Source organism: Pseudomonas rhizosphaerae, assembly GCF_000761155.1.
Classification (GTDB): Bacteria; Pseudomonadota; Gammaproteobacteria; order Pseudomonadales; family Pseudomonadaceae; genus Aquipseudomonas; species Aquipseudomonas rhizosphaerae.
Genome location: NZ_CP009533.1, coordinates 919,941 through 945,599, shown reverse-complemented (window position 1 = coordinate 945,599; position 25,659 = coordinate 919,941). Strand labels below are relative to the sequence as shown.

Below are 25,659 nucleotides of genomic sequence, written 5' to 3'. Positions count from 1 at the left end.
TCAGGTCGCGTCGGCGTGGCTGACGCGACTCTTGATCAACAACGCCACGGTCGCCAGAACGGCAGGAACCACCAGCGCGGTCAGCACCTGTTCGAAATTCCAGCCCAGGCCGAGCAAGGTCGCGCCCATCCAGGCGCCCAAGATCGCGCCGAACCGACCGATGCCCAGCATCCAGGACACACCGGTGGCACGCCCTTGCGTGGGGTAGAAGCGCGCGGCTAGCGACGGCATGGCCGACTGCGCGCCGTTGACGCACATGCCAGCGATCAGCACCAGCGTCGCCAGCAGCGTGATGTTGCCCAGGCTTTGCCCGACCGCGTAGGCGAACACCCCAGCGAGCAGGTAGAACGTGGCAATGACCTTGTGCGGGTTGAACCGGTCCATGGCCCAGCCCACGCCCACGGCACTCAGCACACCGCCGAACTGGAACAGTGCGCCGATGAACGCAGCCTGCTCAAGGCTGGCGCCGCTATCGCGCATCAAGGTCGGCAGCCAGCTGGTCAACAGGTAGACGATTACCAGGCCCATGAAATAGGTCAGCCACAGCAGCAGCGTGCCCGCGCGGTAAGTGCCCGAAAAGATCACCGCCAGCACGTTGCTTGCCTTGACGGTTCGCTGTTCAGGCACGCTGAAACGCTCGGCCCGCGCCACTTGCTCCGGGTCGATCGGCGCAAGCGTGCGACGTATTTTTTCCACGGCCTTGTTGCGCACCACCAGATAGCGCGCCGACTCGGGCAGCCAGATCATCAACACCACCGCCAGCAGCAACGGCAGCACGCCACCGAGCAACAGCAGACTGTGCCAACCGAAGGCGGGAATCAGCTTGGCGGACATGAACCCGCCGCCGGCCATGCCGAGGTTGAACCCGCAGAACATGCTGGTCACCAGCAGCGAACGAAAGCGCTCCGGGGTGTATTCGGACAACAGCGTAGTGGCGTTGGGCATGCCGGCGCCCAGTCCCAGCCCGGTGAGAAAGCGCAGGATCAACAGCTGATCGACGTTGCCGCTGTAGGCCGACGCCAGGCTGAACCCGCCGAACACCAGCACGGCGCCGACCAGCACCAGCTTGCGTCCGAATCGATCCGCCAACGGCCCGGAGCCCAGGGCGCCGAACACCATGCCGATCAATGCGGCGCTCATCACCGGTCCGAGGCTGGCGCGGTCGATGCCCCACTCCTGCGACAGCGCAGGTGCGATGAAGCCCATGGCGGCAGTGTCCAGCCCATCCAGAAAGACGATCAGGAAACACAGGATGACCACGCGCCATTGGTAGCGCGACAGCGGTCGGTCATTGATCAGGGTCTGCACATCCAGGCACACCCCTGCAGCGTTGGCAGGTCTGTTCATTGTTGTTCTTGTCATTGTGGTTGTCCGAAAAAGACGGGCACGCCGACGCAAGCCTTGTGGCGGCATGCATGAGCGATCGGGTGTCTAGTGACGTTGGGGCGAGCGCATCGGACGGGCGGGAACGGGGTAGCAGATAGCGATGCGCATGAGGTGATCCTCGCTGTTTTTATTGGCGACCGCGGGAGCGGTCGATGCGATGGACATTAGTCAGCGGGCCCCGGCTCGGTCAATCAGGCGCCTGCGGATGTGTGCGGTCACCGCACACTGCAACGCTTGCGCCCTGCCCTGGCGATTCAGGCAAACAGCTGGGCGCTCAGGTCGCGGCTCGCGGCGAGCATAATCGGCAGGAAGCGTTGCTCCAGTTCCGCTCGGGTGACGCGCCCGGCATGGGTGCTGACATTGAGCGCAGCCAGTACCTGCCCTGAGGCGTCGTACACCGGCACGGCGATGGAGCGCAGACCTTGTTCCAACTCCTGATCGACGATGCACCAGCCCTGCTCCCGCACACGTTCCAGGCACTCCAGCAACGTGACTTTGCTGGTCAGGGTCCGGCTGGTCTTGGGCGCAAGGTCGGTGTGTTGCAGGTACTCATGCAGCGAGGCGTCATCGAGCGCGGCCAGTAATATCCGGCCCATGGACGTGCAATACGCCGGCAGCCGCCCGCCTACCGACAGGTCCACCGAAATCAGTCGCTGGGTCGTGGCCGAGCGCGCAATGTAGAGGATGTCGTCGCCTTCCAGCGTGGCCATGTTGCAGGCTTCGTGCAATTGCTCGCTCATGCGGTCCAGGTACGGCTGCGCCGACACGGCCAGCGGCGTCGAGGACAGGTAAGCGTGGCCCAGGGTCAGGACCTTGGGCAGCAACGAATAGGTGCGGCCATCGGTCGTGGCATAGCCCAGTTTGATGAGGGTATGCAGGCAGCGCCGCACGGCAGCCCGCGGAATTTCCGTACGGTGGCTGATCTGTGCGATGGTCAGGTGCCGCTTGCGCTCCTGGAACGCCTGCACCACCGCCAGCCCGCGGGCCAGCGAGGTCATGAAATCGGGATCGCCGGTGAAGGCCTGGATGCGCTTGGCAGGCGAGGCGACGATGGGGGGCGCCAGGGAGCTGAACGTAGCGCGCTGCGGCGTTTTCGAGCCTGGCTGATGAGAGCCTGGCTGTGCAGAACTTGCCGCTGGCGAGCCTGCCGGTGGAGTGTATTCGCTCATCGTGCTGCCCTCTGGATTCTTCGAAACCGACCGAGGGCGATTATCGAACCAGTGGGCGATAATCGCAAATCGATGATCTTTGTCGGTTTCACGGCACTCGGCGTGTAGCCCCGAGCCCTGAAACTTATCCCTGTTTATGCTTTCTCACCGTGTATCGTGCATCACGATACAAACCAGATGATCGGCCCCTGTGCCCCGTCGGCTTCAGACCCGCTATAGTGCGGTCCTCGACTGCCACGCGCTGCTCCAGCGTCATCAGTTGATTGCAACCTCTCCAATTACCAGAGTAATGAATGTGACGAAAGAAGAACTGCGCGCGCAACTGGAGCGCCAGGAACAACGTTACAAGGAAGTCTACGGCGGCGAGATCACCACCTACGCCGCTCAGCCAGAACCCGAACGCAAGCCATGGCGCAAACGCGCCAGCATTCTCGACCAGGCCTTTCAGGAAGAGATCCAGAAGATCGAGAAGGATCTGCAACAGCAGAACGCCTGACCCGCCGCCGCACTGTGATTTCGGCGCGTCAGGCCACGTCAATTGCCTTCAGAATTGCGTCATCGGGCGACAGATTTCATACAACCGTTTGAATGATTCGCCCAGGCTCCCAAAGGATGACTGCCGATTGATAGCCCGAATTATCGGGGCTCAGGCGCCGGCCGTTGTCACCCGATCATGTGTCGCTGTGTGTCACCAGGTTAAAAAGCGGACCCACCGGTCAGCACCTGGGGAGTCGTATCGTGTCGATTTCTGGCATAATCGCGCCCCCTCAATGGCCCGGTCACAAAACCTTCATGATCGAATTATTCAGCGCACTGGATGCGTGGGTGTTGATCAGCCTGTTCTTAGCGCTGGCGTTCGTCCTCACCTTCGAATTCATCAACGGCTTTCATGACACCGCCAACGCGGTGGCCACAGTCATCTATACCAAGGCCATGCCGCCGCATCTGGCGGTGTTCCTGTCCGGTATCTTCAACTTCCTCGGCGTGTTGCTGGGCGGCGTCGGCGTGGCCTATGCGATCGTCCACCTACTGCCGGTCGAGTTGCTGATCAACGTCAACACCGGACACGGCCTGGCCATGGTGTTCTCGCTGCTGGCCGCGGCCATTACCTGGAACCTGGGCACCTGGTACTTCGGCATTCCGGCGTCCAGCTCGCATACCCTGATCGGCTCGATCCTGGGTGTGGGCCTGGCCAATGCCCTGATCAACGACATTCCCCTGGGCGACGGCGTCAACTGGCAGAAAGCGATCGATATCGGCGCCTCGCTGGTGTTCTCGCCCATTGCCGGCTTCGTCGCGGCGGCCCTGGTGCTGATCGGTCTGAAGTGGTGGCGTCCAGCGTCCAAGATGCACAAGACGCCCGAGCAGCGCCGCAAGCTGGACGACAAGAAACACCCGCCTTTCTGGAATCGCCTGGTGCTGGTGTTGTCGGCCATGGCCGTCAGCTTCGTACACGGTTCCAACGATGGCCAGAAGGGTATCGGCCTGATCATGCTGGTGTTGATCGGCATCGTCCCGCAGCAGTTCGTGCTGGACCTGAACGCCACCACCTACCAGATCGAACGCACCCGCGACGCGACCCAGCACCTGAGCCAGTTCTACCAGCGCAACCAGGCTACCCTGGGTGAATTCCTGGCGTTGGGCAAGGCTCAGCAAGGCGATCTGCCGGAGAAGTTCAGCTGCAATCCACAGCAGACCGAACCGACCATCGCAGCGCTGTTGAGCACCCTGGAAGGCGTATCCGACTACCACTCGCTGCCGGCCGAACGCCGTATCGAAGTGCGTCGCTACCTGCTCTGCCTGGATGACACGGCGAAGAAGGTCGGCAAGCTGCCGGCCCTGGAACCGCGCGAGAAATCCGACCTCGAGAAACTGCGCAAGGACCTCACCGCCACCACCGAATATTCGCCGTTCTGGGTGATCCTGGCCGTGGCCCTGGCCCTGGGCATCGGCACCATGGTCGGCTGGAAGCGCGTGGTCCTGACCATCGGCGAAAAAATCGGCAAGCAGGGCATGACCTATGCCCAAGGCATGTCGGCGCAAATCGTCACCGCCTGTGCGATCGGTGCGGCCAACGTCTTCAGCCTGCCCGTGTCGACCACCCATATCCTGTCCTCGGGCGTGGCCGGGACCATGGTGGCCAACAAGAGCGGCCTGCAAGGTGGCACGGTTCGTACCATCATGCTGGCCTGGGTGCTGACCCTGCCGGCGTCGATGGGTCTGGCGGCCGGTCTGTTCTGGTTGGCCAGCCAACTGGTGGGCTGAGTACCGGGCGACACCCACGAAAAAGGCGCCTGCGGGCGCCTTTTTTATGGGTGAGGAAAACCTACTTGCGTTTGCTACCGCCCAGCAGAGAGCCCATCAAACCACGCACCAACTGGCGACCGAACTGGTTGGCAGCCTGGCGCATCGCCGACTTCAACGCCTGCCCTGCTGCCCCACTGAGAAACTCGCCGGCCTTGTCGGCCAGGCTCGGCTCGGATGGCTGTACAGGATCTGCTGTGGGCGGCAGTTTGCGCGCGGTCAGCATTTCATAGGCGGATTCGCGGTCGACCGGCTTGTCGTAGCGGCCGGCCAGTGAGGAACTGCGCACTGTAGCGGCGCGCTCGGCATCCGTCAGCGGGCCGATACGCGACTGGGGAGGCGCGATAGCAACTCGCCGGACCATCGCTGGCGTGCCTTTTTCCTGCAGCGTCCCGACCAGGGCCTCGCCGGTGCCCAGTTCGGTCAGTACCGCCAGGGTGTCGAACTCGGGGTTTGGCCGAAAACCCTCGGCGACCGCCTTCAGGGCTTTCTGCTCACGGGCGGTGAACGCACGCAGGCCGTGCTGGATGCGCAGGCCCAACTGCGCCAGTACCGCATCGGGCAGATCGCTGGGCGATTGGGTGACGAAGTACACGCCCACGCCCTTGGAACGGATCAGGCGTACCACTTGTTCGAGGCGATCCTGCAAGGCCTTGGGCGTACCGTTGAACAACAGGTGCGCCTCGTCGAAAAACAGCGCCAGCAGCGGCTGGTCGGCGTCGCCGCGCTCGGGCAGTTGTTCGAACAGTTCGGCCAGTAGCCACAGCAGGAACGTGGCATAGACTTTTGGCGCCTCGTGCACCAGGCGGCGGGCGTCGAGCAAATGGATGCGACCACGGCCATCGGCGTCCGGGTGCAGAATATCTTCCAGGCGCAACGCAGGCTCGCCGAACAGCGCCTCGGCGCCCTGCTGCTCCAGGCTGGCGAGGCGGCGGAGCAGTGCCTGGCTCGAGCCGGTGGTCATCAGCGCGCTGTCGTCGCCCAATAGCTCGGGGTTGTCCCGAAGGTGGTTGAGCAAGGCCTTGAGGTCCTTCAGATCGAGCAGCAGCAGGCCTTCGCGATCGGCCACCTTGAACGCTGCGTACAGCGCGGACTGCTGGCTGTCGGTCAGCTCCAGCAGGCTGCCCAGCAGCAGTGGTCCCATCTCGCTGAGGGTGGTGCGCAGTGGATGACCGGACTGCCCCTGAATGTCCCACAGCGTGACCGGGCAGGCCTGGGGCTGATAACCCAGCCACGGCATCTGGGCGATCCGCTCGGCGATCTTGCCCTGCGGATTGCCACTGGCGCCCAGGCCGCACAGGTCGCCCTTGATGTCGGCAGCGAAGACCGCCACCCCGGCCTCGCTGAACGCCTCTGCCAGGCGTTGCAGGGTCACTGTCTTGCCGGTGCCGGTAGCGCCGGCGATCAAGCCATGGCGGTTAGCCAGGCGCAGGTCCAGGCCTACGGGCTCACCGTTGGAATCGGCACCGAACAACACGTGTCTGGCATCCGTCATCTTGCACCTCTGCTGTTATTCAATGAAGCATGACCCAGCGTAATGCCAAACAAGTCGGCGTGCAGAAAAAACTCTTTGGTGAATCAGTGAGGGCCCCTCTGCCCGCGAAGAGGCCAGCACAATCGATACAAGATCAACTGCCCCACAACGCCAAGTCGCTGACGAATCCCCCCGACGCGGCTATCATCTCGCCCACGACGGCCTGGCGCCGGCCCACACGGACTTTCCTATGCAGCACACTGCCCTTTCGCTCCCCTGCAACCTTGCGACGAAACACCGACCATGAGCCGAATGGTGTGGCTGGTCCTGATCATCGCCGTGGCCGTATTGATTCCAGTGATCATGGGCGGCACCGAAATGCTCCAGCGCTTGCGCGGCTTCTCGTTGCTCTTGTTGCTGGGCATGTTCGGCATGATCTGCGTCGGCTGGGTGGTGAACGCCATGCGCCTGCGCCTGCTGCTGGCCGAGCAGGCGGCGCGCATCGGTCGGGTGAAGACCGTTGCGGTGGTCATGGCCGCCGAGTTCGCCTATTGCGCCACCCCGGGCGGCAGCGGTGCACCGCTGACACTGCTGGCGCTGCTGGGTCGCCAGGGCATCGGCGCGGCCAAGACCAGTGCGGTGTTCGCCATGGATCAACTCAACGACTTGATGTTCTTCTTTTTCGCCCTGCTGTGCATTCTGGTCTACGCGCTGTTTCACAACCTCAGCCAGGCACTGGAAAGCATGCTGCTGGCCAGCGGCATCCTGATGGCCGGGGCTTTGATTGCCTGTGCGATCCTGGCGCGCTATCACCGCCCGGTGATCAAGCTCAACGGCCGGTTCCTGCAACTGCTGCGCATCAAACCGGCCACGCGGCGGCGCCTGGCACGCAAGCTGCTGCACTTCCTGGACGCCTTCGCCGACAATTTCCGCCTGCCCCGCCGCGTGCTTGCCCAGGTGTTCGCCCTGACCTGCGTGCACTGGACGCTGCGCTACAGTGTGCTGTATTTCACTTTGCAAGGGCTGGGCAGCGAGGTGGACTGGGCGTGGAGTTTCCTGATCCAGATGCTGGCCCTGAGCGCGGGCCAGTTCAGCCTGCTGCCCGGGGGTGCAGGCGCGGCCGAGCTGGCGTCGGCCGCCTTGCTGGCGCCCATGGTAGGCAAGTCGACTGCTGCCGCCGCCATCCTGATCTGGCGGCTGGTCACCTACTATTTCTACCTGATCGCCGGTGGCCCGGTGTTCGTTGCGCTGCTGGGCAAGCCCTTGCTCAACAAGCTGCTGCGGGGTCGTCAGGCTTGACCACGGCAGGCGTGTCGGCGTCGCTCACAGGCTCGCCCTGCTGCTGTTCACACACCTGTTGTTCACACAGCTGCTGCGCCCACAACGCCTCGGCGCCCGGAAAATCGGTGCCGTGCTCTTCGCTCAGCGCCTCGGGATCATAGCGGCTCGCGCAGCCGGCACCGAGTACCGGCAGCGGCTGGGCACTGGCCTTGTCGCCGGGCTCGCTCATGCTTAGCTGAACACGACGGTCTTGTTGCCATGCACCATCACTCGGTCTTCCAGGTGATAGCGCAGGCCACGGGCGAGGACCATCTTCTCGACGTCACGGCCGAAGCGCACCATGTCGTCGATGCTGTCGCTGTGGCTGACGCGCACCACGTCCTGCTCGATGATCGGGCCGGCGTCGAGCTCTTCCGTCACGTAGTGGCAGGTGGCGCCGATCAGCTTCACGCCGCGCAACGAGGCCTGGTGGTAAGGCTTGGCGCCGACGAAGGACGGCAGGAAGCTGTGGTGGATGTTGATGATCTTGCCGGCATAGGCCTGGCACAACTGGGGCGGCAGGATCTGCATGTAGCGCGCCAGTACCACGACGTCGGCCTGGTGTTGATCGACCAGACGCGAGACTTCGGCGAACGCCGGCAGCTTGTCCGCAGGGTCGACCGGCACGTGGTAGTAGGGAATGCCATGCCATTCGACCATGCTGCGCAGGTCATCGTGGTTGGACACCACGCAGGCGATGTCGCAGTCCAGCTCGTTGCTGTGCCAGCGGTGCAGCAGGTCGGCCAGGCAATGGGATTCGCGGCTGGCCATGAGCACCACGCGCTTCTTCTGCGCGGTGTCGGTGACCCGCCATTCCATGGCGAACTCTTCGGCGATGGGCGTGAAGGCCTCGCGGAAGGCATCGATGTCGAACGGCAGGGTGTCGGCACGAATTTCGTGGCGCATGAAGAACCAACCGTTCTGGTCATCGGAGTGGTGGTTCGATTCGCTGATCCAGCCATTGTGGGACGCCAGGAAATGGCTGACTTTGGCAACGATGCCAACGCGGTCCGGGCAAGCGGTCACCAGCCGAAAAGTGCGCATGTATTCAAACTCCAGAAACTTCGCAAAGGGCGCCATTCTAGCGGCTGACGGGCAAATCTGCAGTATTGATTGCAGCCTTCGCTGGCCGATGCACACGCCCCTGTCTCGCCCCTCGAGCCGGCGGGCACACGGTGAATGAGTTCACGGGTATTAAATAGATAGGGACGATGAACACATGAAGAACCGTTCACCCAGGCGTTGAATAAACTGTCGGACTCAGCGCCGTGTTTGCGTTAAATGTTTACTTGGCCTCGGCGGATGCTTATTATCGCGACACTGTTTCCACTGACACTTGCATTGCCGAGGTATGACCATGTCCCTGATCAACGAATATCGCGCTACAGAAGAAGCCATCAAAGAGCTGCAAGCTCGCTTGAAAAACCTGTCGCAAGACGACAAATTGCAAACCGAACTGGAATTCGAAGGCAAACTGCGCACCCTGATGGGCGAATACCAGAAATCGCTGCGCGACATCATTGCGCTGCTGGATCCGGAAGCCAAGTTGAACAAGGCACCGCGCCCTGCCACTGGCAAAGTTGCCGGCACCAAGCGCGCGCGCAAGGTCAAACAATACAAGAACCCGCACAACGGCGAAGTCATCGAAACCAAAGGTGGCAACCACAAGACCCTGAAAGAATGGAAAGCCAAGTGGGGCGGCGATGTGGTCGAGACCTGGGCCACTTTCCTGGGCTGATCGTTACAACTTGTGAATCACCGCGTGTGAATCACAACGCCCGATAAAAGAACGCCAGTCCTGCGACCGGCGTTTTTTTATGGCTGAATCGGCGGCTCAATTCGACGCGATGCCCAAGCGCGCCGTCAGGTCTTGCGCGTAGGCCTGCCAGTGACGCAGCACCTGTGTCTGGGCCGGATCGGCCTTGGCCAGGCACTCGGCCAGCGCGGCATTGAAACCTTGCAAGGTGATGGGCGCGCCGAATTGCGGGTCGCTTAAACGTTGCTGACAGAATTGCAACCAGCGCTGTGTTTCAAGAGGATTCAAGGTGTGTGGAAAGTTGCGCGCCCTGTAACGAAACAATAATTCCGGCAATCGTTCGTCATCGAACATCCACTCGGCGCTGGCCACCTGTTCTGGATCCAATGTACGAATTCGTTCACACAGTAATCGATCGCGGTCGCCAATGAATTTGTCGTACAACTGTTGCTCTGGATCGACGCTCTCGGAAAACGCTTGCGCTTGATACAAAGGCGGCAGCTTGTAATGCCATTGCGGCTGAGCGTCGCACAAGCGCATTGCACGGGCTTGATAGAGCGGTTTGTCGAGATTCAGACGCTGCCAATCTTCTTCGCGCAATACGCTGAGCGGCGCAATGACCGGGCATCGATTGATGTGCAAAAGTTTCAAAGCCAATGGTGCTTCGCCTTCCGCCAAGTCCTGCCGACGCTTGTACAGGCGCTCTTGCAATATTTCGATACTTTGTTCGATCAACGGCTGCGGGTCATGGGCCAGGTCATAGACAATCAATGCATTGCGATTCTTCGGATGCCAGGCCAATGGCATTACTACTGCGGCATAGCGTCGCGCTGCGCCGAATTGTCCGGAAACATGTACCAGTGGCTGCAACAGCTGGATGTGTTCCTGCACCCGTTGTTTGCTGCGCAGTTGGAACAGCCAGTCATAGAGCCTCGGTTGGCGCTGTCGGATGAGCCGCGCAAGGGCGATGGTGGCACGAACGTCGGACAGGGCGTCATGGGCCTGTCCATGATCGATGCCATTGGCTGCCGTGAGCAACTCCAGGCGCATGCTGGCCCGACCGCCCACCTGCGGCCACTCGATACCGTCCGGACGCAACGCATAGGCGGCGCGCACCACATCGATCAGGTCCCAGCGGCTGTTGCCACCCTGCCACTCGCGGCCATAGGGGTCGAAGAAATTGCGGTACAGGCTGTAGCGGGTCATCTCGTCGTCGAAGCGCAAGGTGTTGTAGCCGGCGCCGCAGGTGCCCGGCATGGCCAGTTGTGCATGGACCCGAGTCATGAAGTCGGCTTCGCTCAAGCCGCGGTCGGCCAGGCGTTCCGGGGTGATGCCGGTGATCATGCACGCTGCCGGGTGCGGGAGAATGTCGTCGCTGGGTTGGCAGTACAGATTGACCGGCGCGGCGATCTCGTTGAGGTCCGCATCGGTGCGGATCCCGGCCACCTGCAGCGGCCGATCGCAGCGCGGGTTGATACCGGTGGTTTCGTAGTCGTACCAGAAAATGCTGGAAGTCACTGAGGTGTCCTGTGCGCAGTAGCGCGACAGTGTAGAGCCCTGCCCGGCATCCGGCCACGGTTGCCGCGCGGGCTCAGCCCCGGCGCCGGAACACGGCCACGCTCAACCGATCCATCCAGCCGAAGATCCGCTGCTGGACGCGCCCCCACAATGGTCGACGACGCCAGTCGCGCAGGCTGACCTCGTGGCTGGCGGCAAAGTCGGTGGTGAAGCTGCGCTCGACCGCCTCGGTCAGGCTGGGGTCCAGCGCCTCGAGGTTGGCTTCCAGGTTGAAGCGCAGGTTCCAATGGTCGAAGTTGCACGAGCCGACACTGACCCAGTCATCGATCAAGACCATCTTCAAGTGCAGAAAACACGGCTGGTATTCGTAGATCTTGACCCCGGCCTTGAGCAGCTTGGGGTAGTAGTTGTGCCCGGCATAACGCACCGATGGGTGATCGGTGCGCGGGCCGGTGAGCAGCAGTCGCACATCGATACCGCGACTGGCGGCGCGGCGCAGCGAGCGGCGCACCTTCCAGGTCGGCAGGAAATACGGCGTCGCCAGCCAGATGCGCCGCTGACCGCTGTTGAGCGCGCGCACCAGCGATTGCAGGATGTCGCGATGCTGCCGCGCATCGGCATAGGCCACCCGCCCCAATCCCTGGCCGCCTTCGGGCATGGGCGGCACCCGCGCCAGGCCGAAATGAGTGGGCGGGCGCCAGGCCGTACGCCGCAGGTTGGCGCGCCATTGGCGGTCGAACAGCATCTGCCAGTCAGCGACCAGAGTGCCGGTGATGGCGACCATCACTTCGTGCCATTCGCTGACGCTCTGCTCCGGTTGCCAGAATTCGTCGGTCACACCGGTGCCGCCGACCATGGCCCACTGCTGGTCCACCAGCAGCAGCTTGCGATGGTCTCGATAGAGATTGCGCACGCCGCGCCGCCAGCTGATCGGATTATAGAAGCGCAGCTCCACACCGGCATCGGTCAGCTGGGCGCGCAGTTCGGCGGTGAAAGCCAGCGAGCCGTAATGGTCGAACAGGCATCGCACATGCACACCACGCACCGCGGCCGCGTGCAGTGCCTGGACCACGGCCTGGGCACAGGCACCGGCTTCCACCAGATACAGTTCGACGTCGATGCTGTGCTCGGCCTGGCCAATGCGTTCGAGCATGCGCGGGAAGAACTGCGGCCCATCGACGAGCAGTTCGAATTCACTGGAATTGCGCCATGGAAACACCGGCCCGCCCATATCAGCGCGCCCTCATGACAGGTAGGGTCGCTTGCAAGCCGTTCGAATCATGCATGGGCAGTCCTGTAACCAAAGGGAGAAAGACATCGGTGAAAGGCACCGGTTGCCCAGGTTCGGGCCGATTCATCCGTCGCTGCCCGGGATCAACCGGCAACCTTGCCGTGGCCCGACCCAGGCCGCCGTATTGCTGCGCCCCAGGCCACTGGCCAGGACCCGCCGTTGCCCTGGATCTTCGCTCAGGCTGCTCAGCGGTAGGTACTGCTTGATGTAGCTCTGACAGTAGCCGACGCTGTTTTGCATAACGTAGCGGCACGAACAGTATTCCTTGGCCGAATAGGCACTGAGGATGTCGGGAAACGCCAGCAACTGCGTGCGCTCGTTCCACAGCCAGGTGGCCGCGGCCAGCGACGCCACCAGGCTCAGCGCCGCCCAGGCGCGCTGCGCGGCGGTCATTGGCCACCCGCCTCGGTGAAGGCGGCAAGCACCCGTTGCAACAGGGCATCGTGGCTGAAGCTGCCATCGCGGTCATCGGCATAGCGCACCACCACCAGGCGCTGCTCGGGCAATACATACAGGGCCTGCCCCCAATGCCCCAGGGCCGCCATGGTACTGCGCGGAGCATGGGGCCAGGCGCCATTGCTGTTGAGCCACCAATGACCGCCGGCAGCGGGCTCGCCCGGCACGTCCTGACTCGGGACGAACGGCGTGCGATTGAAGGCCACCCACGCCTGGGGCAGCAACTGGCGGCCACGCCACTGGCCGTCGCGCTGCATCAGCAGGCCTACGCGCGCCAGGTCGCGTGCGGTCAGGTAAGCGTAGGACGAAGCAACGAACGTACCGCTGGCATCGGTTTCCCACACGGCATTGTCGATACCCAGGGGGGTGAACAGCGCCTGCCAAGGGTAGTCCGGGTATTCGTGCAGGCCCACCATGTTGCGCAGCGCCGCGGCGAGCAGGTTGCTGTCGCCGCTGGAGTAGCGAAAGTGTTCACCGGGAGCATGGGCGCGCCGGTGGCTGGCGGCATAACTGGCCATGTCACGGTGACCCCGGGTGTAGAGCATGGCCACCACCGAAGAATTGAGCGGCGCATATTCGTAGTCTTCCTGCCAATCCAGGCCGGAAGCCCAGTGCAACAGGTCCTGCACGCGTATGTCGCGATGCTGGTCGAGAGGCTGGAAGTAGTCGGCGGCGGCATCCTGCAGGGCAAAGCGCCCTTCGCCGTAGGCCACGCCCAGCACCGTGGCCAGCAGGCTCTTGCTGATCGACCAGGTGGCATGCACACGGTCGACGGCGCCCGGCCCCGCGTAGCGCTCGTAGACGATCTCGCCGTCGCGAATGACCAGCAGCGCGTCGGTGCGCACGCCTTGGCGCGCAGTGTCGTCACGTTCCACGAACGCGTAGCGTTCCAAGGCAGCCACGGCCGGCGACGCCGGTGCCAGTGCCTGGCTCCATTGCTCGGACGGCCAGGTGTGTGCACACAACGGTAACGAGCACAGCACAGAGATCGACAGGATAAACAGACGCAGCATGCGAAAAAGGCTCGTGATCGAGGTTGGAGCGAGTGTGCAGTGCGGGTATGACAGCCGTTCGCTGCAAGAGTTGTGCGGCGTGCGGGCGCGTGGGCTGTCACGCAAGCATCACCAAAGCTTCATGGTGATGACACCGCGTCTTCCTAGGCTGGCCATGCCTAGCAAAATCGACCTGCCGCACTCATCGGCCGGCTTTTGGAGACTTGCAATGACTCAGATCGCACGCTCTGGCGACACCCGTACCGAACGCCGTCTGCTTGCCGAACGACTCATCGGCCCGCAAGCTCTGCACGAGGCCCAGGCCCTGCGCTTTGCGGTGTTCAGCACCGAACTCAACGCCAAGCTCAAGAGCGCCGAGCAAGGCCTGGACGTCGACGACTACGACGCCCACTGTCAGCACATCGGGGTGCGCGACCTGGCCACCGGGCGACTGGTGGCGACCACGCGCCTGCTCGACCATCAGGCGGCCAACCGTCTAGGGCGCTTCTACAGCGAAGAAGAATTCAGCCTGCACGGCCTGGTGCACCTGCAAGGCTCGATCCTGGAGATCGGCCGCACCTGCGTCGCACCCGCCTATCGCAACGGCGGCACTATCGCGGTGCTCTGGGGCGAGTTGGCCGAAGTGCTCAACGAAGGTGGCTACGACTACCTGATGGGCTGCGCCAGCATTCCGATGCAGGACGGCGGCATCCAGGCCCAGGCGATCATGCAGCGGCTGCGCGAGCGCTACCTGTGCACCGAGCACCTGCGCGCCGAGCCGAAGATGCCGCTGCCGAGCCTGGACATCCCCGGCAACGTCATCGCCGAACTGCCGCCGCTGCTCAAGGCCTACATGCGCCTGGGCGCGAAGATCTGCGGCGAGCCGTGCTGGGACCCGGACTTCCAGGTCGCCGACGTGTTCATCCTGCTCAAGCGCGACGACCTCTGCCCGCGCTACGCCCGCCACTTCAAGGCGGCCGTGTGATGCCGCGCTGGCGCGTGTACGCGCGCATCCTGCGCTTGCTCGGGGTGATCGGCCTGGGCCTGACGCTGGCCGCAACGTTCAGCCTGCTGGAACGGCTGCGCGTGCCCAATGGCATGGAGCGGCGCCAGCGCTGGTCGCGCTGGTTCATGGAACGGCTGAGCAATGCGCTACCCTTCGAGGTGACGGTGCAGGGTGAGTTGCCGCGCACGCCCATGCTGTGGGTCGGCAATCATGTGTCCTGGACCGACATTCCCTTGCTCGGCAGGTTGGCGCCGCTGTCGTTCCTGTCCAAGGCCGAAGTGCGCACCTGGCCGGTGGCCGGCTGGCTGGCGCTGAAAGCCGGCACGTTGTTCATCCGCCGCGGCGCGGGCGACAGCCAGTTGATCCGGCGGCAGATGACTCAGCACCTGCGCAACGATCTCGACCTGATGATCTTCCCCGAAGGCACCACTACCGATGGCCATAGCCTGCGCACGTTCCATGGCCGCCTGATGTCCAGCGCCATCGATGCCGGCGTGCCGGTGCAGCCGATCGCGATTCGTTACGAGCGCGATGGCGAGCTGGATGCGATCGCGCCGTTCGTGGGTGACGACGATCTGCTGTCGCACCTGCTGCGCCTGTTTACCCAGCCGCGCGGGCAGGTACTGATTCAGGTGCTGGCGCCGATTTCCAGCGTAGGCAAGGAACGGGCGGCGCTGGCCTTCGAAGCGCAGGAGGCGGTGCGGTTTGCGTTGTTCGGTGAGATCGAGGAGATGCGGCGGGCGGCGTGAGTCAGATGTACCGGGTTGCCCTTTTCGCGGCCGATGACCGCTCCCACAGATAAGTCCGCGCTTTCTGTGGGACCACTTTCACAGATGAGTCGGGGGCTGCTGTGGGAGCGGTCATCGGCCGCGAAGACGTCGGCACAATCACCGCATCTCCAGAGCGAACTCCTGTACCACCGGATAGAACGCCCGAAAATCCTCGCTCAGCGGCTCATACAGCGCCTGCACTTCCTCGAACGCCCCGGCCAGCCCCTCGGGCTTGGACAGGCGCCGTGAAATCCCCTGCAGCACCCGCTCGATAATCTGAAAATCACGGTACGACCCCAGCCAATCCTCGGCGATCATGTGCGGCGCCATGGCCGCCAGCCGTCCCGGCAGTTCGGCTTCAGCCGCCAGCACCTGATAGACATGCCGGGTGAACGCCGCCAGCGGCTGCTGCGAGTAATCTGCCCAATGCCGTGCCAGGCAGTGATCGAAGAACACATCGACGACGATGCCGGCATAGCGGCGCCGTTCTGCCGGGAAACGGCCAATGGCGCGTAGTACCAGCGGATGACTGTCGGTGAATGCATCGATCTGACGATGCAAGCGGATGCCAGCCTCCAGGGGCGCACTGAAGCGCCCTTCCAGGCGCCCCTTGACGAAATCGCCATAGAGGCTGCCGAGCAATTGCTCAGGGTGAGGACCGCCGAGATGAAGGTGCGCGAGGTAGTTCATGCCGGCCAGTCTAGCACCCTTGCGCGTGTATCGTTATAACCCGATATGACCGAACGGTTGCTCGTTAGCACTCATTCATATTTGTATATCGCGAAATACAGATATATATTTCGTCCCGTCCCGATATAAGCCGAGTACGTCATGTCCCTCGATCTCGACGAAATAATAAAAGCCCTCTCCCACCCCGTGCGCAGGGAAATCCTGGCGTGGCTCAAGGATCCGCAGGGGCAGTTTCCCGATCAGCACCACAGCACTGAAAACGGTGTCTGTGCCGGGCAGATCGACCAACGCTGCGGCCTCTCGCAGTCGACCGTCTCCGCCCATCTGGCCACCCTGCAACGGGCCGGCCTGATCAGCAGCAAGAAGGTTGGCCAGTGGCACTTTTTCAAACGCAACGAGGACGTCATCCAGGCGTTTCTCGCGCAAATGAGCGCACAGCTCTGACAAGGATTCTTCCATGCCCTTACCCCTGCTGATTCTGGCGCTGAGTTCCTTCGCCATCGGCACCACCGAGTTCGTCATCATGGGCCTGCTGCCCGATGTGGCGGGCGACCTCGGCGTGAGCATTCCCAGTGCCGGTTGGCTGGTGACCGGCTACGCCCTGGGCGTCGCCATCGGTGCTCCATTCATGGCCCTGGCCACCGCACGCCTGCCGCGCAAGGCCGCGCTGGTGGTGCTGATGGGTATCTTCATCGTCGGCAACCTGCTCTGCGCCATCGCCAGCGACTACAGCGTGCTGATGTTCGCTCGAGTCGTCACCGCACTGTCCCACGGTGCCTTCTTCGGCATCGGTTCGGTGGTGGCTGCAGGGTTGGTCGCGCCCAACAAGCGCGCTTCGGCCGTGGCCCTGATGTTCACCGGCCTGACCCTGGCCAACGTGCTGGGGGTGCCGCTGGGCACCGCACTGGGCCAGGCCGCGGGCTGGCGCTCGACGTTCTGGGTGGTGACCCTGATCGGCGTCGTCGCCCTGATCGGTCTGCTGCGTTTTCTGCCGAGCAATCGCGAAGAAGCCAAGCTGGACATGGTCGCCGAATTGTCGGCGCTCAAGGGCGCCGGAATCTGGCTGTCCCTGAGCATGACCGCGCTGTTCGCCGCCTCCATGTTCACCCTGTTCACCTACATCGCGCCGCTGCTCGGCGATGTCACCGGCATCTCGCCGCGCGGCGTCACCTACACCTTGCTGTTGATCGGCCTGGGCCTGACCGTGGGCAACATCATCGGCGGCAAGCTGGCGGATCGACGCCTGGGGGCGACCCTGGTCGGCGTGTTTGCGGCCATGGCGGTGATCTCCACGGTGCTGAGCTGGACCGCCGTGGCCGTCATCCCCACTGAAATCACCTTGTTCCTGTGGGCCGCTGCGGCCTTCGCCGCCGTGCCTGCGCTGCAGATCAACGTGGTGACCTTCGGCAAGTCGGCGCCCAACCTGGTGTCGACCCTGAACATCAGCGCCTTCAACGTCGGTAACGCCCTGGGCGCCTGGATCGGCGGCGCGGTCATCGCCGGTGGCCTGGGCCTGACCAGCGTACCGCTGGCCGCCGCGGCACTGGCCGTGCTCGCCTTGATCGTCACCCTGATCACCTTTCGCCAGACCCGGACTCCGGACCTGGCACCTGCCACTCACTGATAGAGGCTGTTTTCCATGACTACACTTTTCGACCCGATCAAGCTCGGCGCGCTGGAACTGCCGAACCGCATCATCATGGCTCCACTGACCCGCTGCCGCGCCGACGAAGGCCGCGTGCCGAACCAGATGATGGCCGACTACTACGTGCAGCGCGCCAGCGCCGGTCTGATCCTCAGCGAAGCGACCTCGGTCACGCCCATGGGCGTCGGCTACCCGGACACCCCCGGTATCTGGTCCAACGACCAGGTGCGTGGCTGGGCCAACGTGACCCAGGCCGTACACGCCGCCGGTGGGCGGATCATGCTGCAACTGTGGCACGTGGGCCGCATCTCCCATTCGCTGTACCTGGACGGCGAATTGCCGGTGGCGCCCAGCGCCATCGCCGCCGACGGACACGTCAGCCTGGTGCGTCCGATCACCGGTTTCGAAACGCCGCGGGCGCTGGAAACCGCTGAAATCGCCGATATCGTCGAGGCCTACCGTGTAGGCGCGGAAAACGCCAAGGCCGCCGGCTTCGACGGCGTGGAGATCCACGGCGCCAACGGCTACCTGCTCGACCAGTTCCTGCAGAGCAGCACCAACCAGCGCACCGATGCCTATGGTGGCTCGCTGGAAAACCGTGCGCGGCTGCTGCTGGAAGTGACCGATGCAGCCATCGACGTCTGGGGCGCCGACCGCGTCGGCGTGCACCTTTCGCCACGTGCCGACCTGCACGACATGGGCGACGCCAACCGCGCCGAAACCTTCACCTACGTCGCCCGCGAGCTAGGCAAGCGTGGCATCGCGTTCATCTGTGCCCGCGAGAAGGAAGGGGAAGACAGCCTGGCCGCGCAACTGCGTGATGCATTCGGTGGTCCGTACATCGTCAACGAGCGTTTCGACAAGGCCTCGGCTAACGCTGCCCTGGCCAACGGCATTGCCGATGCCGTGGCGTTCGGCGTGCCGTACATCGCCAACCCCGACCTGCCCGAGCGTCTGCAGGCCGATGCACCGCTGAACGAGCCACACCCTGAAACGTTCTACGCCAAGGGCGCTGCTGGCTACCTGGACTACCCGCGCATGTAAGCGGCAGGCCGGGCCGCCGCCAGGCGTGCCCGGCCGTTCAGCGACGCAGCTGGCCGATCTGCTGCTGCAGGTTCTGCACCTGATTCTGCAAGGTGGTCAAGCTGCGCGTCGCCTGCCCGCGAAACGCATCGAATTCATTGACGCTCGGCCCACTGCTGGCCGCCGGGCGATTCTCCTGCTCACTCTTGAGCACGATCAAATCCTGTTCCAGGCGCTCAAGCTGCGCGCTGGGGTTGCTCTTCTTCAATGCGGCCAGCTCGCCGTCCAGGCCATCCAGGCGTGCCTGCAACTTGCCTGTGTCCGGCTGGGCCTGCTTGAGTGCGGCAAGCTCGCCGCCCAGGCTCTTCAACTGCGCCTGCAACTGCTCGTTGAGCGTCTGCTGCGCGGCCACTTGCGTCGCCGCTTGCTCAAGACGCGTCTGCAAGGTGCTCTGCTGACCGGCCACGCCGCTCTGCTGCTGGTTCTGCTGCGCCAGCTGCTCCTGCAACTGCTTGATCTCGGCCCGCATCGCTTCGCTGCCCGACACGGCAGTGGACTGGGTGTTGGCGACCTTGCCACTGATGTCCTGCAGCCGCCCCGCCGCTTCTTCGCTGATGCGCGCGAAACTTTCCTGGGTCGCCACCAGTTGCTGTTCCATCAGGTTGATCTGCTGGAAACTCCACCACCCCAACCCACCCAGGGCGATGAACAGGGCGCCGATCAGTGCCCACAGCGCACCGGTGCTGGGTGCCTTGACGCGCACCACCGGGGTGTTGCGCGAGTACAGCGCATCGCGCTCGCGCCCGCCGCCCAACGGCGCAAAGTCGTGATCGTCGCGGGTATCGCCGCGCAGGCTGGGCAGATTGTCGTCGAAGTCGTCGGGAGCATCTTTGCGCATGTGAGAAACCTTTGTGTCACGGGGTAATGGCCAGGACCGCGAGTATAACCTCGCCACGACGGGCATCGACCGACCACCCGGGCAATTGACTCAACCGCTGGGGCTGGCCTGTGCACGCCACCAGCCACAGAATTCATCCAGCGACGTCCACAGTGACGTCCGTGGCTCGTAACCCAGGTAGTGTCGGGCGCGATTGATGTCCAAGGTGAAATGCTCGTGCAAGGCCTGCACTTCGATGCGCGACAGTTGCGGCCGTGGCTGCCTGGGCCAGAGCAGGCAGGCCGCTTCGCACACCGCAGCGCTGCCGTGGGCCAGGCCGAAGTCGCGATAGCGCTGCACCTGCGGCAAGTGCAACTGGCGCATCACGTAGTTGACCACGTCCCACAACGGAATCGGCGCGCCGTTGCTGATGTTATAGACCTGGTTGAGCGCCGTATCGCCTGCCGACAACGCGCTCAACAGCGCCTGGTTGAGGTTCTGCACACTGGTGAAATCGACCTTGTTCAGGCCGTCGCCGATGATCCGCAGGCGATTCTTGCGCTGCATCTCGATCAAGCGCGCGAACTGCTGCCCATCCCCCGCACCGGTCACCCTGTGCGGGCGCAGCACGATGGTTTCCAGCCCGAATTCGGCAGCGCCCAACACCTTGCGCTCGGCCAGCCATTTGCTGCGCGCCGAGTGCCCAAGCAGGCGGCCGGGCACCTGTTCTTCCTTGATGCCCAGATGGCTGCGACCGTCGAAACAGATCGCCGCCGAAGACAGGTACACCAGACGTTGCACATGCTCCTTGAGGCAGGCCTCGACGACGTTCTCGGTGACTTCGACGTTGGTCTGCGCGAAGGCTTGATGACGGCCCCAGCTATCGGACGCCCCGGCGCAATGGACCACCGCATCGACGCCGATGCACAAGCGCTTGGCGAGATCGGGGTCGAGCAGATCACCCTGGGTGAACTGCGCACCGCGTCGAACCAGATGCTCTACCCTTTCGGCTTGGCGACCGTTGATGCGCACTTCAAGCCCCTGCTCCAGCGCCAGACGCGTGAAGCGTCCGCCGATGAAGCCGCTTGCGCCGGTAACCAGAATCTTCATGAATTGCTCCGCTCTACATCGATCAATGTGCAACCGCGATACCGGTAGACGCGCGCCGGGCTCACAGCGGCACCAACCAGCGCTCGGCGCCCTCACACAGGTGCCGGGTGAGCCGTTCGAGCAATTGCCCGCCATTGCGCCAGTGATGCCAATACAAAGGCACGTCCACCGGATGGCCAACAAGAATCTCGACCAGACTGCCCTCGGCCAACGCATCCTCGACCTGCAACTCGGGCACCATGCCCCAGCCCATGCCCGCCTTGGCCAGGCGGTTGAACCCCTCGGACGAGGGGCAAAGGTGGTGAAGAAATCCCTCCGCCAGCCCCATGGAGGCCAGGAAGCGGTGTTGCAGATAGTCATCGGGGCCGAACACCAGCGCAGGCGTGCGCGGCAGCAGGGCCGGCTCGAAGCCGTCCGGAAAATGCCGGGCCATGAAGCCGGGGCTGGCCAGCGCCCGATAGCGCATGGCACCCAGCAGCACACTGCGCGCTCCGGCCAAAGGTCGCTCGCTGGCGCACAGGCAGGCCGCGACTTCACCGGCGCGCATGCGCTTGAGCCCGACGTCCTGGTCTTCCACCACATGGTCCAGCAACAACTGTTCGCGAATGCAGAATTCGCTCACCGCGCCGCCCCACCAAGTGCCCAGGCTGTCGGCATTCAAGGCGATGCGCAGGCGCTCGGGCATGCCCTGTTCATCCAGCGCCGGCACCTGCCCCTGCAGGTCGCGCTCAAGCAGCCGCACCTGCTGCACATGATTGAGCAGGCGTCGGCCGATATCGGTCGGCACGGGTGGCGTGGCCCGGACCAGCACCGGCTGACCTACCCGGGCCTCCAGCAGCTTGATCCGCTGCGACACCGCCGACTGCGACAAGCCCAGCACCTGGGCTGCCCGCTCGAAACTGGTCTGTTCCACCACGGCGGCCAGGGCGGCGAGCAGCTTGTAATCGAACATCAGTTTTCCTAATGGTGGATCAGCATTATTCGTTTTTCTTATACATCAGCACTGCCCACAATGGCCAGCTTCAAAAAGGAGAAACATCGATGTGGCAGAGTTACCTGAATGGCTTGCTGGTTGCGTTTGGCCTGATCATGGCGATCGGCACGCAGAACGCTTTCGTTCTGGCGCAGAGCCTGCGTCGCGAGCACCATCTGCAGGTGGCGTTGCTGTGCGTGGTGTGCGATGCGCTGCTGGTGGCCGCTGGCGTATTCGGCCTGGCCACGGTGCTGGCGCATAATCCGACCCTGCTGGCGGTGGCGCGCTGGGGTGGCGCCCTGTTCCTGCTGTGGTACGGCAGCAAGGCGCTCAGGCGCGCCTGCTCCAGCCAAAGCCTGGAGCAGGCAGGCAATGCCGGTCTGCGCTCGCGCAAGGCCGTGCTGCTCAGCGCCCTGGCAGTGACCCTGCTCAACCCCCACGTCTATCTGGATACGGTGTTGCTGATCGGTTCGGTGGGCGCCCAGCAGGGCGTGCCGGGTGCCTACGTGGCCGGCGCCACCAGTGCCTCGTTGCTGTGGTTCTTCGGCCTGGCCCTGGCCGCAGCCTGGCTCGCTCCCTGGCTGGCGCGGCCCAATACCTGGCGGCTGGTCGACCTGATGGTGGCGGTCATGATGTTCGCGGTGGCCGCGCAGCTGGTGTTTGCCTGAAACCGTCAGTCTGGACGGGCAAAGGCTCTGGAACCTCTATTCCACACAGTTGTTGCGTGGTTAAGGCCCCATGCCGATGCTATGATCCGGCACTGCGTCGCAAAGAGTAAAAACTCGCCGACGTTTCTCAGGCCGCCCGTGATCGGCCGTGCGCAAACCGCAACAGACCTGATTAGGAGAATCACCATGGCTTTCGAATTGCCGCCGCTGCCCTACGCCCACGATGCCCTGCAGCCGCACATCTCCAAGGAAACCCTGGAGTATCACCACGACAAGCACCACAACACCTATGTCGTGAACCTGAACAACCTGGTACCTGGCACCGAGTTCGAAGGCAAGACCCTCGAAGAAATCGTCAAGTCGTCGTCCGGTGGCATCTTCAACAACGCCGCCCAGGTCTGGAACCACACCTTCTACTGGAACTGCCTGGCGCCCAACGCCGGTGGCCAGCCTACCGGTGCTCTGGCCGAGGCCATCAACACTGCGTTCGGCTCGTTCGACACGTTCAAGGAAGAGTTCACCAAGACGTCGGTCGGCACCTTCGGTTCCGGCTGGGGCTGGCTGGTGAAGAAGGCCGACGGTTCGCTGGCACTGGCCAGCACCATTGGCGCCGGCAACCCGTTGACCAACGGCGACACCCCGTTGCTGACCTGCGACGTCTGGGAACACGCCTACTACATCGATTACCGCAACGTGCGTCCGAAATACGTCGAGGCGTTCTGGAATCTGGTGAACTGGGACTTCGTGGCCCAGCAGTACGAAGGCCGCGCCTTCACGGCGTAAGCTTGTCGCTCCTGGAAAGCCCGGCCCTTGTGCCGGGCTTTTTTGTGTGTGCCTCCGTTTGCCAATGGCACTTCCCGCCCACCTTGTTGCCAGATTGTCGCTCAAGAATGCGCAGGGGCCAGCCGACACACTGGCGCGCTGACCGCTATTCAAGACAATCGGTACGACTCGCGTTCATTTGTGGCTTTACGGCCCACGGTAAGTTGCCAATACTCATGGCACCTTGATGCCAAGCGTTCGAAACAAGGAATAGCCATTGAAGCTGGAAGTCAGGAACAGCTTGTCCGTCAAGTTGCTTCGCGTGGTGCTGCTGTCGGCGCTCGTCGTGGGCATGGTACTGAGCTGCGCACAGATCGTCTTCGATGGCTACAAGACCCGCCAGGCCATCTCCGCCGACGCCGAGCGGATCCTGGCCATGTTCCGCGATCCCTCGACCCAAGCGCTCTACAGCCTGGATCGGGAAATGGGCATGCAGGTGATCGAAGGCTTGTTCCAGGACGACGCGGTGCGTCTGGCCTCCATCGGTCATCCCGACGAAGCCATGCTGGCCGAACGTTCGCGACCGCTGCAGAACCTGAGCAGTCGCTGGCTGACCGATCGCATCCTGGGCCAGGAGCGCAGCTTCAGTACGCGCCTGATCGGCCGTGGGCCCTACAGCGAGTACTACGGCGACCTGCACATCACCCTGGACACCGCCACCTACGGTGAGGATTTCATCGTCAGCTCGGTGATCATCTTCGTCTCCGGCACCTTGCGCGCCCTGGCCCTGGGCCTGTTGCTGTACCTGATCTATCACTGGCTGCTGACCAAGCCGTTGTCGCGGATCATCGAGCATCTGCTGCAGATCAACCCCGACCGACCCGGCGAGTACCAGTTGCCGTTGCCCCGCGGCCATGAACACAACGAACTGGGCCTGTGGGTGAATACCGCCAACCAGCTCCTGGCGTCCATCGAGCGCAACACCCAGCTGCGCCACGAAGCCGAAGACAGCATGCTGCACATGGCCCGGCACGACGTGTTGACGGGCCTGGCCAACCGCATGCAGTTGCAACAGCAACTGGACAAGGTCCTGCTCGATGCGCACCGCCTGCAGCGTCGGGTGGCTGTGCTGTGCGTCGGCCTCGACGACTTCAAGGGCATCAACGAACAGTTCGGCTACCAGACCGGCGACCAGCTGCTGCGGGCGCTGGCCGACCGCTTGCGGGTTCACAGCGGCAGGTTCGGCACCCTGGCACGCCTGGGTGGCGACCAGTTTGCCCTGGTCCAGGCAGACATCGAACAGCCCTACGAAGCGGCCGAACTGGCCCAGCGCATCCTCGACGACCTGGATGCCGCCTTCGCGCTCGACGCGCATGCGATCCGCCTGCGCGCCACCATCGGCATCACCCTGTTCCCCGAAGACGGCGACAGCACTGAAAAGCTGCTGCAAAAAGCCGAGCAGACCATGACCCTGGCCAAGGTTCGCTCGCGCAACCGCTACCAGTTCTACATCGCCAGCGTCGACACCGAGATGCGTCGCCGTCGTGAGCTGGAAAAGGACCTGCGCGAAGCCTTGGCACGCAACCAGCTGCACCTGGTGTACCAGCCGCAGATCAGCTATCGCGACCACCGGATCGTTGGCGTCGAGGCGCTGCTGCGCTGGCAGCACCCCGAACACGGCTTGGTGCCGCCCGACCAGTTCATTCCGCTGGCCGAGCAGAACCGCAGCATCATCGCCATCGGTGAGTGGGTCCTCAACCAGGCCTGCAGCCAACTGCGCGAATGGCACGACCAGGGCTTCAGCGGCCTGCGCATGGCGGTCAACCTGTCCACGGTGCAGTTGCACCACAACGAACTGCCCCGCGTAGTCAGCAACATCCTGCAAATGTACCGCCTGCCGCCCCGCAGCCTGGAACTGGAGGTCACCGAGACCGGCCTGATGGAGGACATCAGCACCGCAGCGCAACACCTGCTGAGCCTGCGCCGCTCGGGGGCGCTGATCGCCATCGACGACTTCGGTACTGGCTATTCATCCCTCAGTTACCTGAAGTCACTGCCCCTGGACAAGATCAAGATCGACAAGAGTTTCGTGCAGGACGTGCTGAGCGACGAGGATGACGCGACCATCGTCCGGGCGATCATCCAGCTGGGCAAGAGCCTGAACATGCAGGTCATCGCCGAAGGCGTGGAAACGCTGGAACAGGAAGCGTACATCGTCGCCCAGGGCTGCCATGAAGGTCAGGGCTACCTCTACAGCAAGCCCCTGGCCGCCCGCGAACTGACCGCTTTGCTCAAGCAGTCCGAACGCAGCCGCCCCAGCCTGGCCCCAACACCGACGCGGACCTAGCGTCGACGGTGCAAGCCTGAAGGTTTTTTCACATTAACCCTTTACAGAAAATGCAAATCTTTCGCATTATGGCGCAGTTTTGCGCGCTCTTCGCGCGCTCGCTCGCCACTTTTGACGCAGGA

At 63.4% G+C, this 25,659-nt stretch carries 25 protein-coding genes; 12 read left to right on the top strand and 13 right to left on the bottom strand.

Translation table 11 applies throughout. The annotated features are described in order from the left end of the window. On the bottom strand, positions 1-1,347 hold the full coding sequence (gene pcaK / locus LT40_RS04330) for a 4-hydroxybenzoate transporter PcaK (RefSeq protein ID WP_043186952.1): 1,347 nt from the start codon (positions 1,345-1,347) through the stop codon (positions 1-3). A gap of 293 nt (positions 1,348-1,640) precedes the next feature. Then, positions 1,641-2,555 (bottom strand): pca regulon transcriptional regulator PcaR, encoded by a 915-nt coding sequence (gene pcaR / locus LT40_RS04325; RefSeq protein ID WP_237749283.1) that lies wholly within the window; start codon positions 2,553-2,555, stop codon positions 1,641-1,643. Between the two features lie 295 nt (positions 2,556-2,850). On the opposite strand from pcaR, the gene LT40_RS04320 reads away from it, so the two are divergent. Both LT40_RS04320 and LT40_RS04315 read left to right on the top strand, forming a co-directional pair. Beyond that, complete coding sequence (locus tag LT40_RS04320; RefSeq protein ID WP_043193288.1) at positions 2,851-3,051, top strand: hypothetical protein; 201 nt, start codon at positions 2,851-2,853, stop codon at positions 3,049-3,051. A gap of 296 nt (positions 3,052-3,347) precedes the next feature. Then, positions 3,348-4,820 (top strand): inorganic phosphate transporter, encoded by a 1,473-nt coding sequence (locus tag LT40_RS04315; protein WP_043186950.1) that lies wholly within the window; start codon positions 3,348-3,350, stop codon positions 4,818-4,820. A 61-nt stretch (positions 4,821-4,881) separates the two neighbouring features. On the opposite strand, the gene LT40_RS04310 is transcribed toward LT40_RS04315, so the two are convergent. Next, positions 4,882-6,354, bottom strand: coding sequence for a helicase HerA-like domain-containing protein (locus LT40_RS04310; RefSeq protein ID WP_043186948.1), 1,473 nt, complete (start codon positions 6,352-6,354; stop codon positions 4,882-4,884). Positions 6,355-6,636: 282 nt separating this feature from the next. Between LT40_RS04310 and LT40_RS04305 the strand changes: the two genes are divergently transcribed. After that, positions 6,637-7,632 carry a glucosaminyl phosphatidylglycerol flippase gene (locus tag LT40_RS04305; RefSeq protein ID WP_043186946.1) on the top strand — a complete coding sequence of 332 codons (996 nt, stop codon included), beginning with the start codon at positions 6,637-6,639 and terminating at the stop codon, positions 7,630-7,632. Here the strand turns inward: LT40_RS04305 and LT40_RS04300 are convergent. Both LT40_RS04300 and purU read right to left on the bottom strand, forming a co-directional pair. Then, positions 7,601-7,843 carry a hypothetical protein gene (locus LT40_RS04300; protein WP_043186944.1) on the bottom strand — a complete coding sequence of 81 codons (243 nt, stop codon included), beginning with the start codon at positions 7,841-7,843 and terminating at the stop codon, positions 7,601-7,603. The genes LT40_RS04305 and LT40_RS04300 overlap by 32 nt on opposite strands. A 2-nt stretch (positions 7,844-7,845) precedes the next feature. After that, positions 7,846-8,697: a formyltetrahydrofolate deformylase gene (purU, locus tag LT40_RS04295; RefSeq protein ID WP_043186942.1), complete on the bottom strand. Its 852-nt coding sequence runs from the start codon at positions 8,695-8,697 to the stop codon at positions 7,846-7,848. Between the two features lie 313 nt (positions 8,698-9,010). On the opposite strand from purU, the gene mvaT reads away from it, so the two are divergent. Beyond that, a complete protein-coding gene (gene mvaT, locus LT40_RS04290; RefSeq protein WP_043193285.1) occupies positions 9,011-9,391 on the top strand; it encodes a histone-like nucleoid-structuring protein MvaT in 381 nt (126 codons plus the stop codon). Between the two features lie 96 nt (positions 9,392-9,487). Here the strand turns inward: mvaT and sbcB are convergent, their stop codons facing one another. From sbcB to LT40_RS04270, 4 genes are all read right to left on the bottom strand, one after another. Beyond that, entirely contained in the window at positions 9,488-10,927 is a 1,440-nt protein-coding gene (sbcB, locus tag LT40_RS04285) for an exodeoxyribonuclease I (protein ID WP_043186940.1), read from the bottom strand. Between the two features lie 73 nt (positions 10,928-11,000). Next, the gene (locus LT40_RS04280) at positions 11,001-12,158 is read right to left on the bottom strand and encodes a phospholipase D-like domain-containing protein (protein WP_043186937.1); all 1,158 of its coding nucleotides are present in this window, start codon (positions 12,156-12,158) and stop codon (positions 11,001-11,003) included. A 123-nt stretch (positions 12,159-12,281) separates the two neighbouring features. After that, complete coding sequence (locus LT40_RS04275) at positions 12,282-12,611, bottom strand: hypothetical protein (protein ID WP_043186935.1); 330 nt, start codon at positions 12,609-12,611, stop codon at positions 12,282-12,284. After that, entirely contained in the window at positions 12,608-13,687 is a 1,080-nt protein-coding gene (locus tag LT40_RS04270; RefSeq protein ID WP_043186933.1) for a serine hydrolase domain-containing protein, read from the bottom strand. The genes LT40_RS04275 and LT40_RS04270 overlap by 4 nt, the downstream gene beginning before the upstream one ends. A 208-nt stretch (positions 13,688-13,895) precedes the next feature. Between LT40_RS04270 and olsB the strand changes: the two genes are divergently transcribed. Together olsB and LT40_RS04260 are read left to right on the top strand one after the other, a co-directional pair. Next, positions 13,896-14,651, top strand: a complete 756-nt coding sequence (gene olsB, locus LT40_RS04265) for an L-ornithine N(alpha)-acyltransferase (protein ID WP_043186931.1) — start codon at positions 13,896-13,898, stop codon at positions 14,649-14,651. Further along, complete coding sequence (locus tag LT40_RS04260; RefSeq protein ID WP_043186929.1) at positions 14,651-15,421, top strand: lysophospholipid acyltransferase family protein; 771 nt, start codon at positions 14,651-14,653, stop codon at positions 15,419-15,421. Before olsB ends, LT40_RS04260 begins: the two co-directional genes overlap by 1 nt. Before the next feature lie 138 nt (positions 15,422-15,559). Here the strand turns inward: LT40_RS04260 and LT40_RS04255 are convergent, their stop codons facing one another. Continuing rightward, positions 15,560-16,132, bottom strand: coding sequence for an acyl carrier protein phosphodiesterase (locus tag LT40_RS04255; protein WP_043186927.1), 573 nt, complete (start codon positions 16,130-16,132; stop codon positions 15,560-15,562). Between the two features lie 141 nt (positions 16,133-16,273). Between LT40_RS04255 and LT40_RS04250 the strand changes: the two genes are divergently transcribed. From LT40_RS04250 to LT40_RS04240, 3 genes are read left to right on the top strand one after another with little or no spacing between them, the layout of a single operon-like run. Next, positions 16,274-16,576, top strand: a complete 303-nt coding sequence (locus LT40_RS04250; RefSeq protein WP_043186925.1) for an ArsR/SmtB family transcription factor — start codon at positions 16,274-16,276, stop codon at positions 16,574-16,576. Between the two features lie 13 nt (positions 16,577-16,589). Continuing rightward, positions 16,590-17,756 carry an MFS transporter gene (locus LT40_RS04245; RefSeq protein WP_043186923.1) on the top strand — a complete coding sequence of 389 codons (1,167 nt, stop codon included), beginning with the start codon at positions 16,590-16,592 and terminating at the stop codon, positions 17,754-17,756. Positions 17,757-17,771: 15 nt separating this feature from the next. Next, entirely contained in the window at positions 17,772-18,821 is a 1,050-nt protein-coding gene (locus LT40_RS04240; RefSeq protein WP_043186921.1) for an alkene reductase, read from the top strand. A 37-nt stretch (positions 18,822-18,858) separates the two neighbouring features. Here the strand turns inward: LT40_RS04240 and LT40_RS04235 are convergent, their stop codons facing one another. The 3 genes from LT40_RS04235 to LT40_RS04225 form a co-directional block, all read right to left on the bottom strand. Then, entirely contained in the window at positions 18,859-19,698 is an 840-nt protein-coding gene (locus LT40_RS04235) for a hypothetical protein (RefSeq protein WP_043186919.1), read from the bottom strand. A 90-nt stretch (positions 19,699-19,788) separates the two neighbouring features. Next, entirely contained in the window at positions 19,789-20,787 is a 999-nt protein-coding gene (locus tag LT40_RS04230) for an NAD-dependent epimerase/dehydratase family protein (RefSeq protein ID WP_043186917.1), read from the bottom strand. 61 nt (positions 20,788-20,848) lie between these two features. Further along, positions 20,849-21,739, bottom strand: a complete 891-nt coding sequence (locus LT40_RS04225; RefSeq protein ID WP_043186915.1) for a LysR family transcriptional regulator ArgP — start codon at positions 21,737-21,739, stop codon at positions 20,849-20,851. An 89-nt stretch (positions 21,740-21,828) separates the two neighbouring features. Here LT40_RS04225 and LT40_RS04220 point away from each other — a divergent pair, with 89 nt between their 5' ends. The 3 genes from LT40_RS04220 (at position 21,829) to LT40_RS04210 (ending at position 25,537) form a co-directional block, all read left to right on the top strand. After that, positions 21,829-22,428: a LysE/ArgO family amino acid transporter gene (locus LT40_RS04220; protein WP_043186913.1), complete on the top strand. Its 600-nt coding sequence runs from the start codon at positions 21,829-21,831 to the stop codon at positions 22,426-22,428. Positions 22,429-22,614: 186 nt separating this feature from the next. After that, on the top strand, positions 22,615-23,211 hold the full coding sequence (locus LT40_RS04215; RefSeq protein WP_043186911.1) for a superoxide dismutase: 597 nt from the start codon (positions 22,615-22,617) through the stop codon (positions 23,209-23,211). Between the two features lie 256 nt (positions 23,212-23,467). Then, the gene (locus LT40_RS04210) at positions 23,468-25,537 is read left to right on the top strand and encodes a putative bifunctional diguanylate cyclase/phosphodiesterase (protein WP_043186909.1); all 2,070 of its coding nucleotides are present in this window, start codon (positions 23,468-23,470) and stop codon (positions 25,535-25,537) included. Positions 25,538-25,659: the final 122 nt, after the last annotated feature.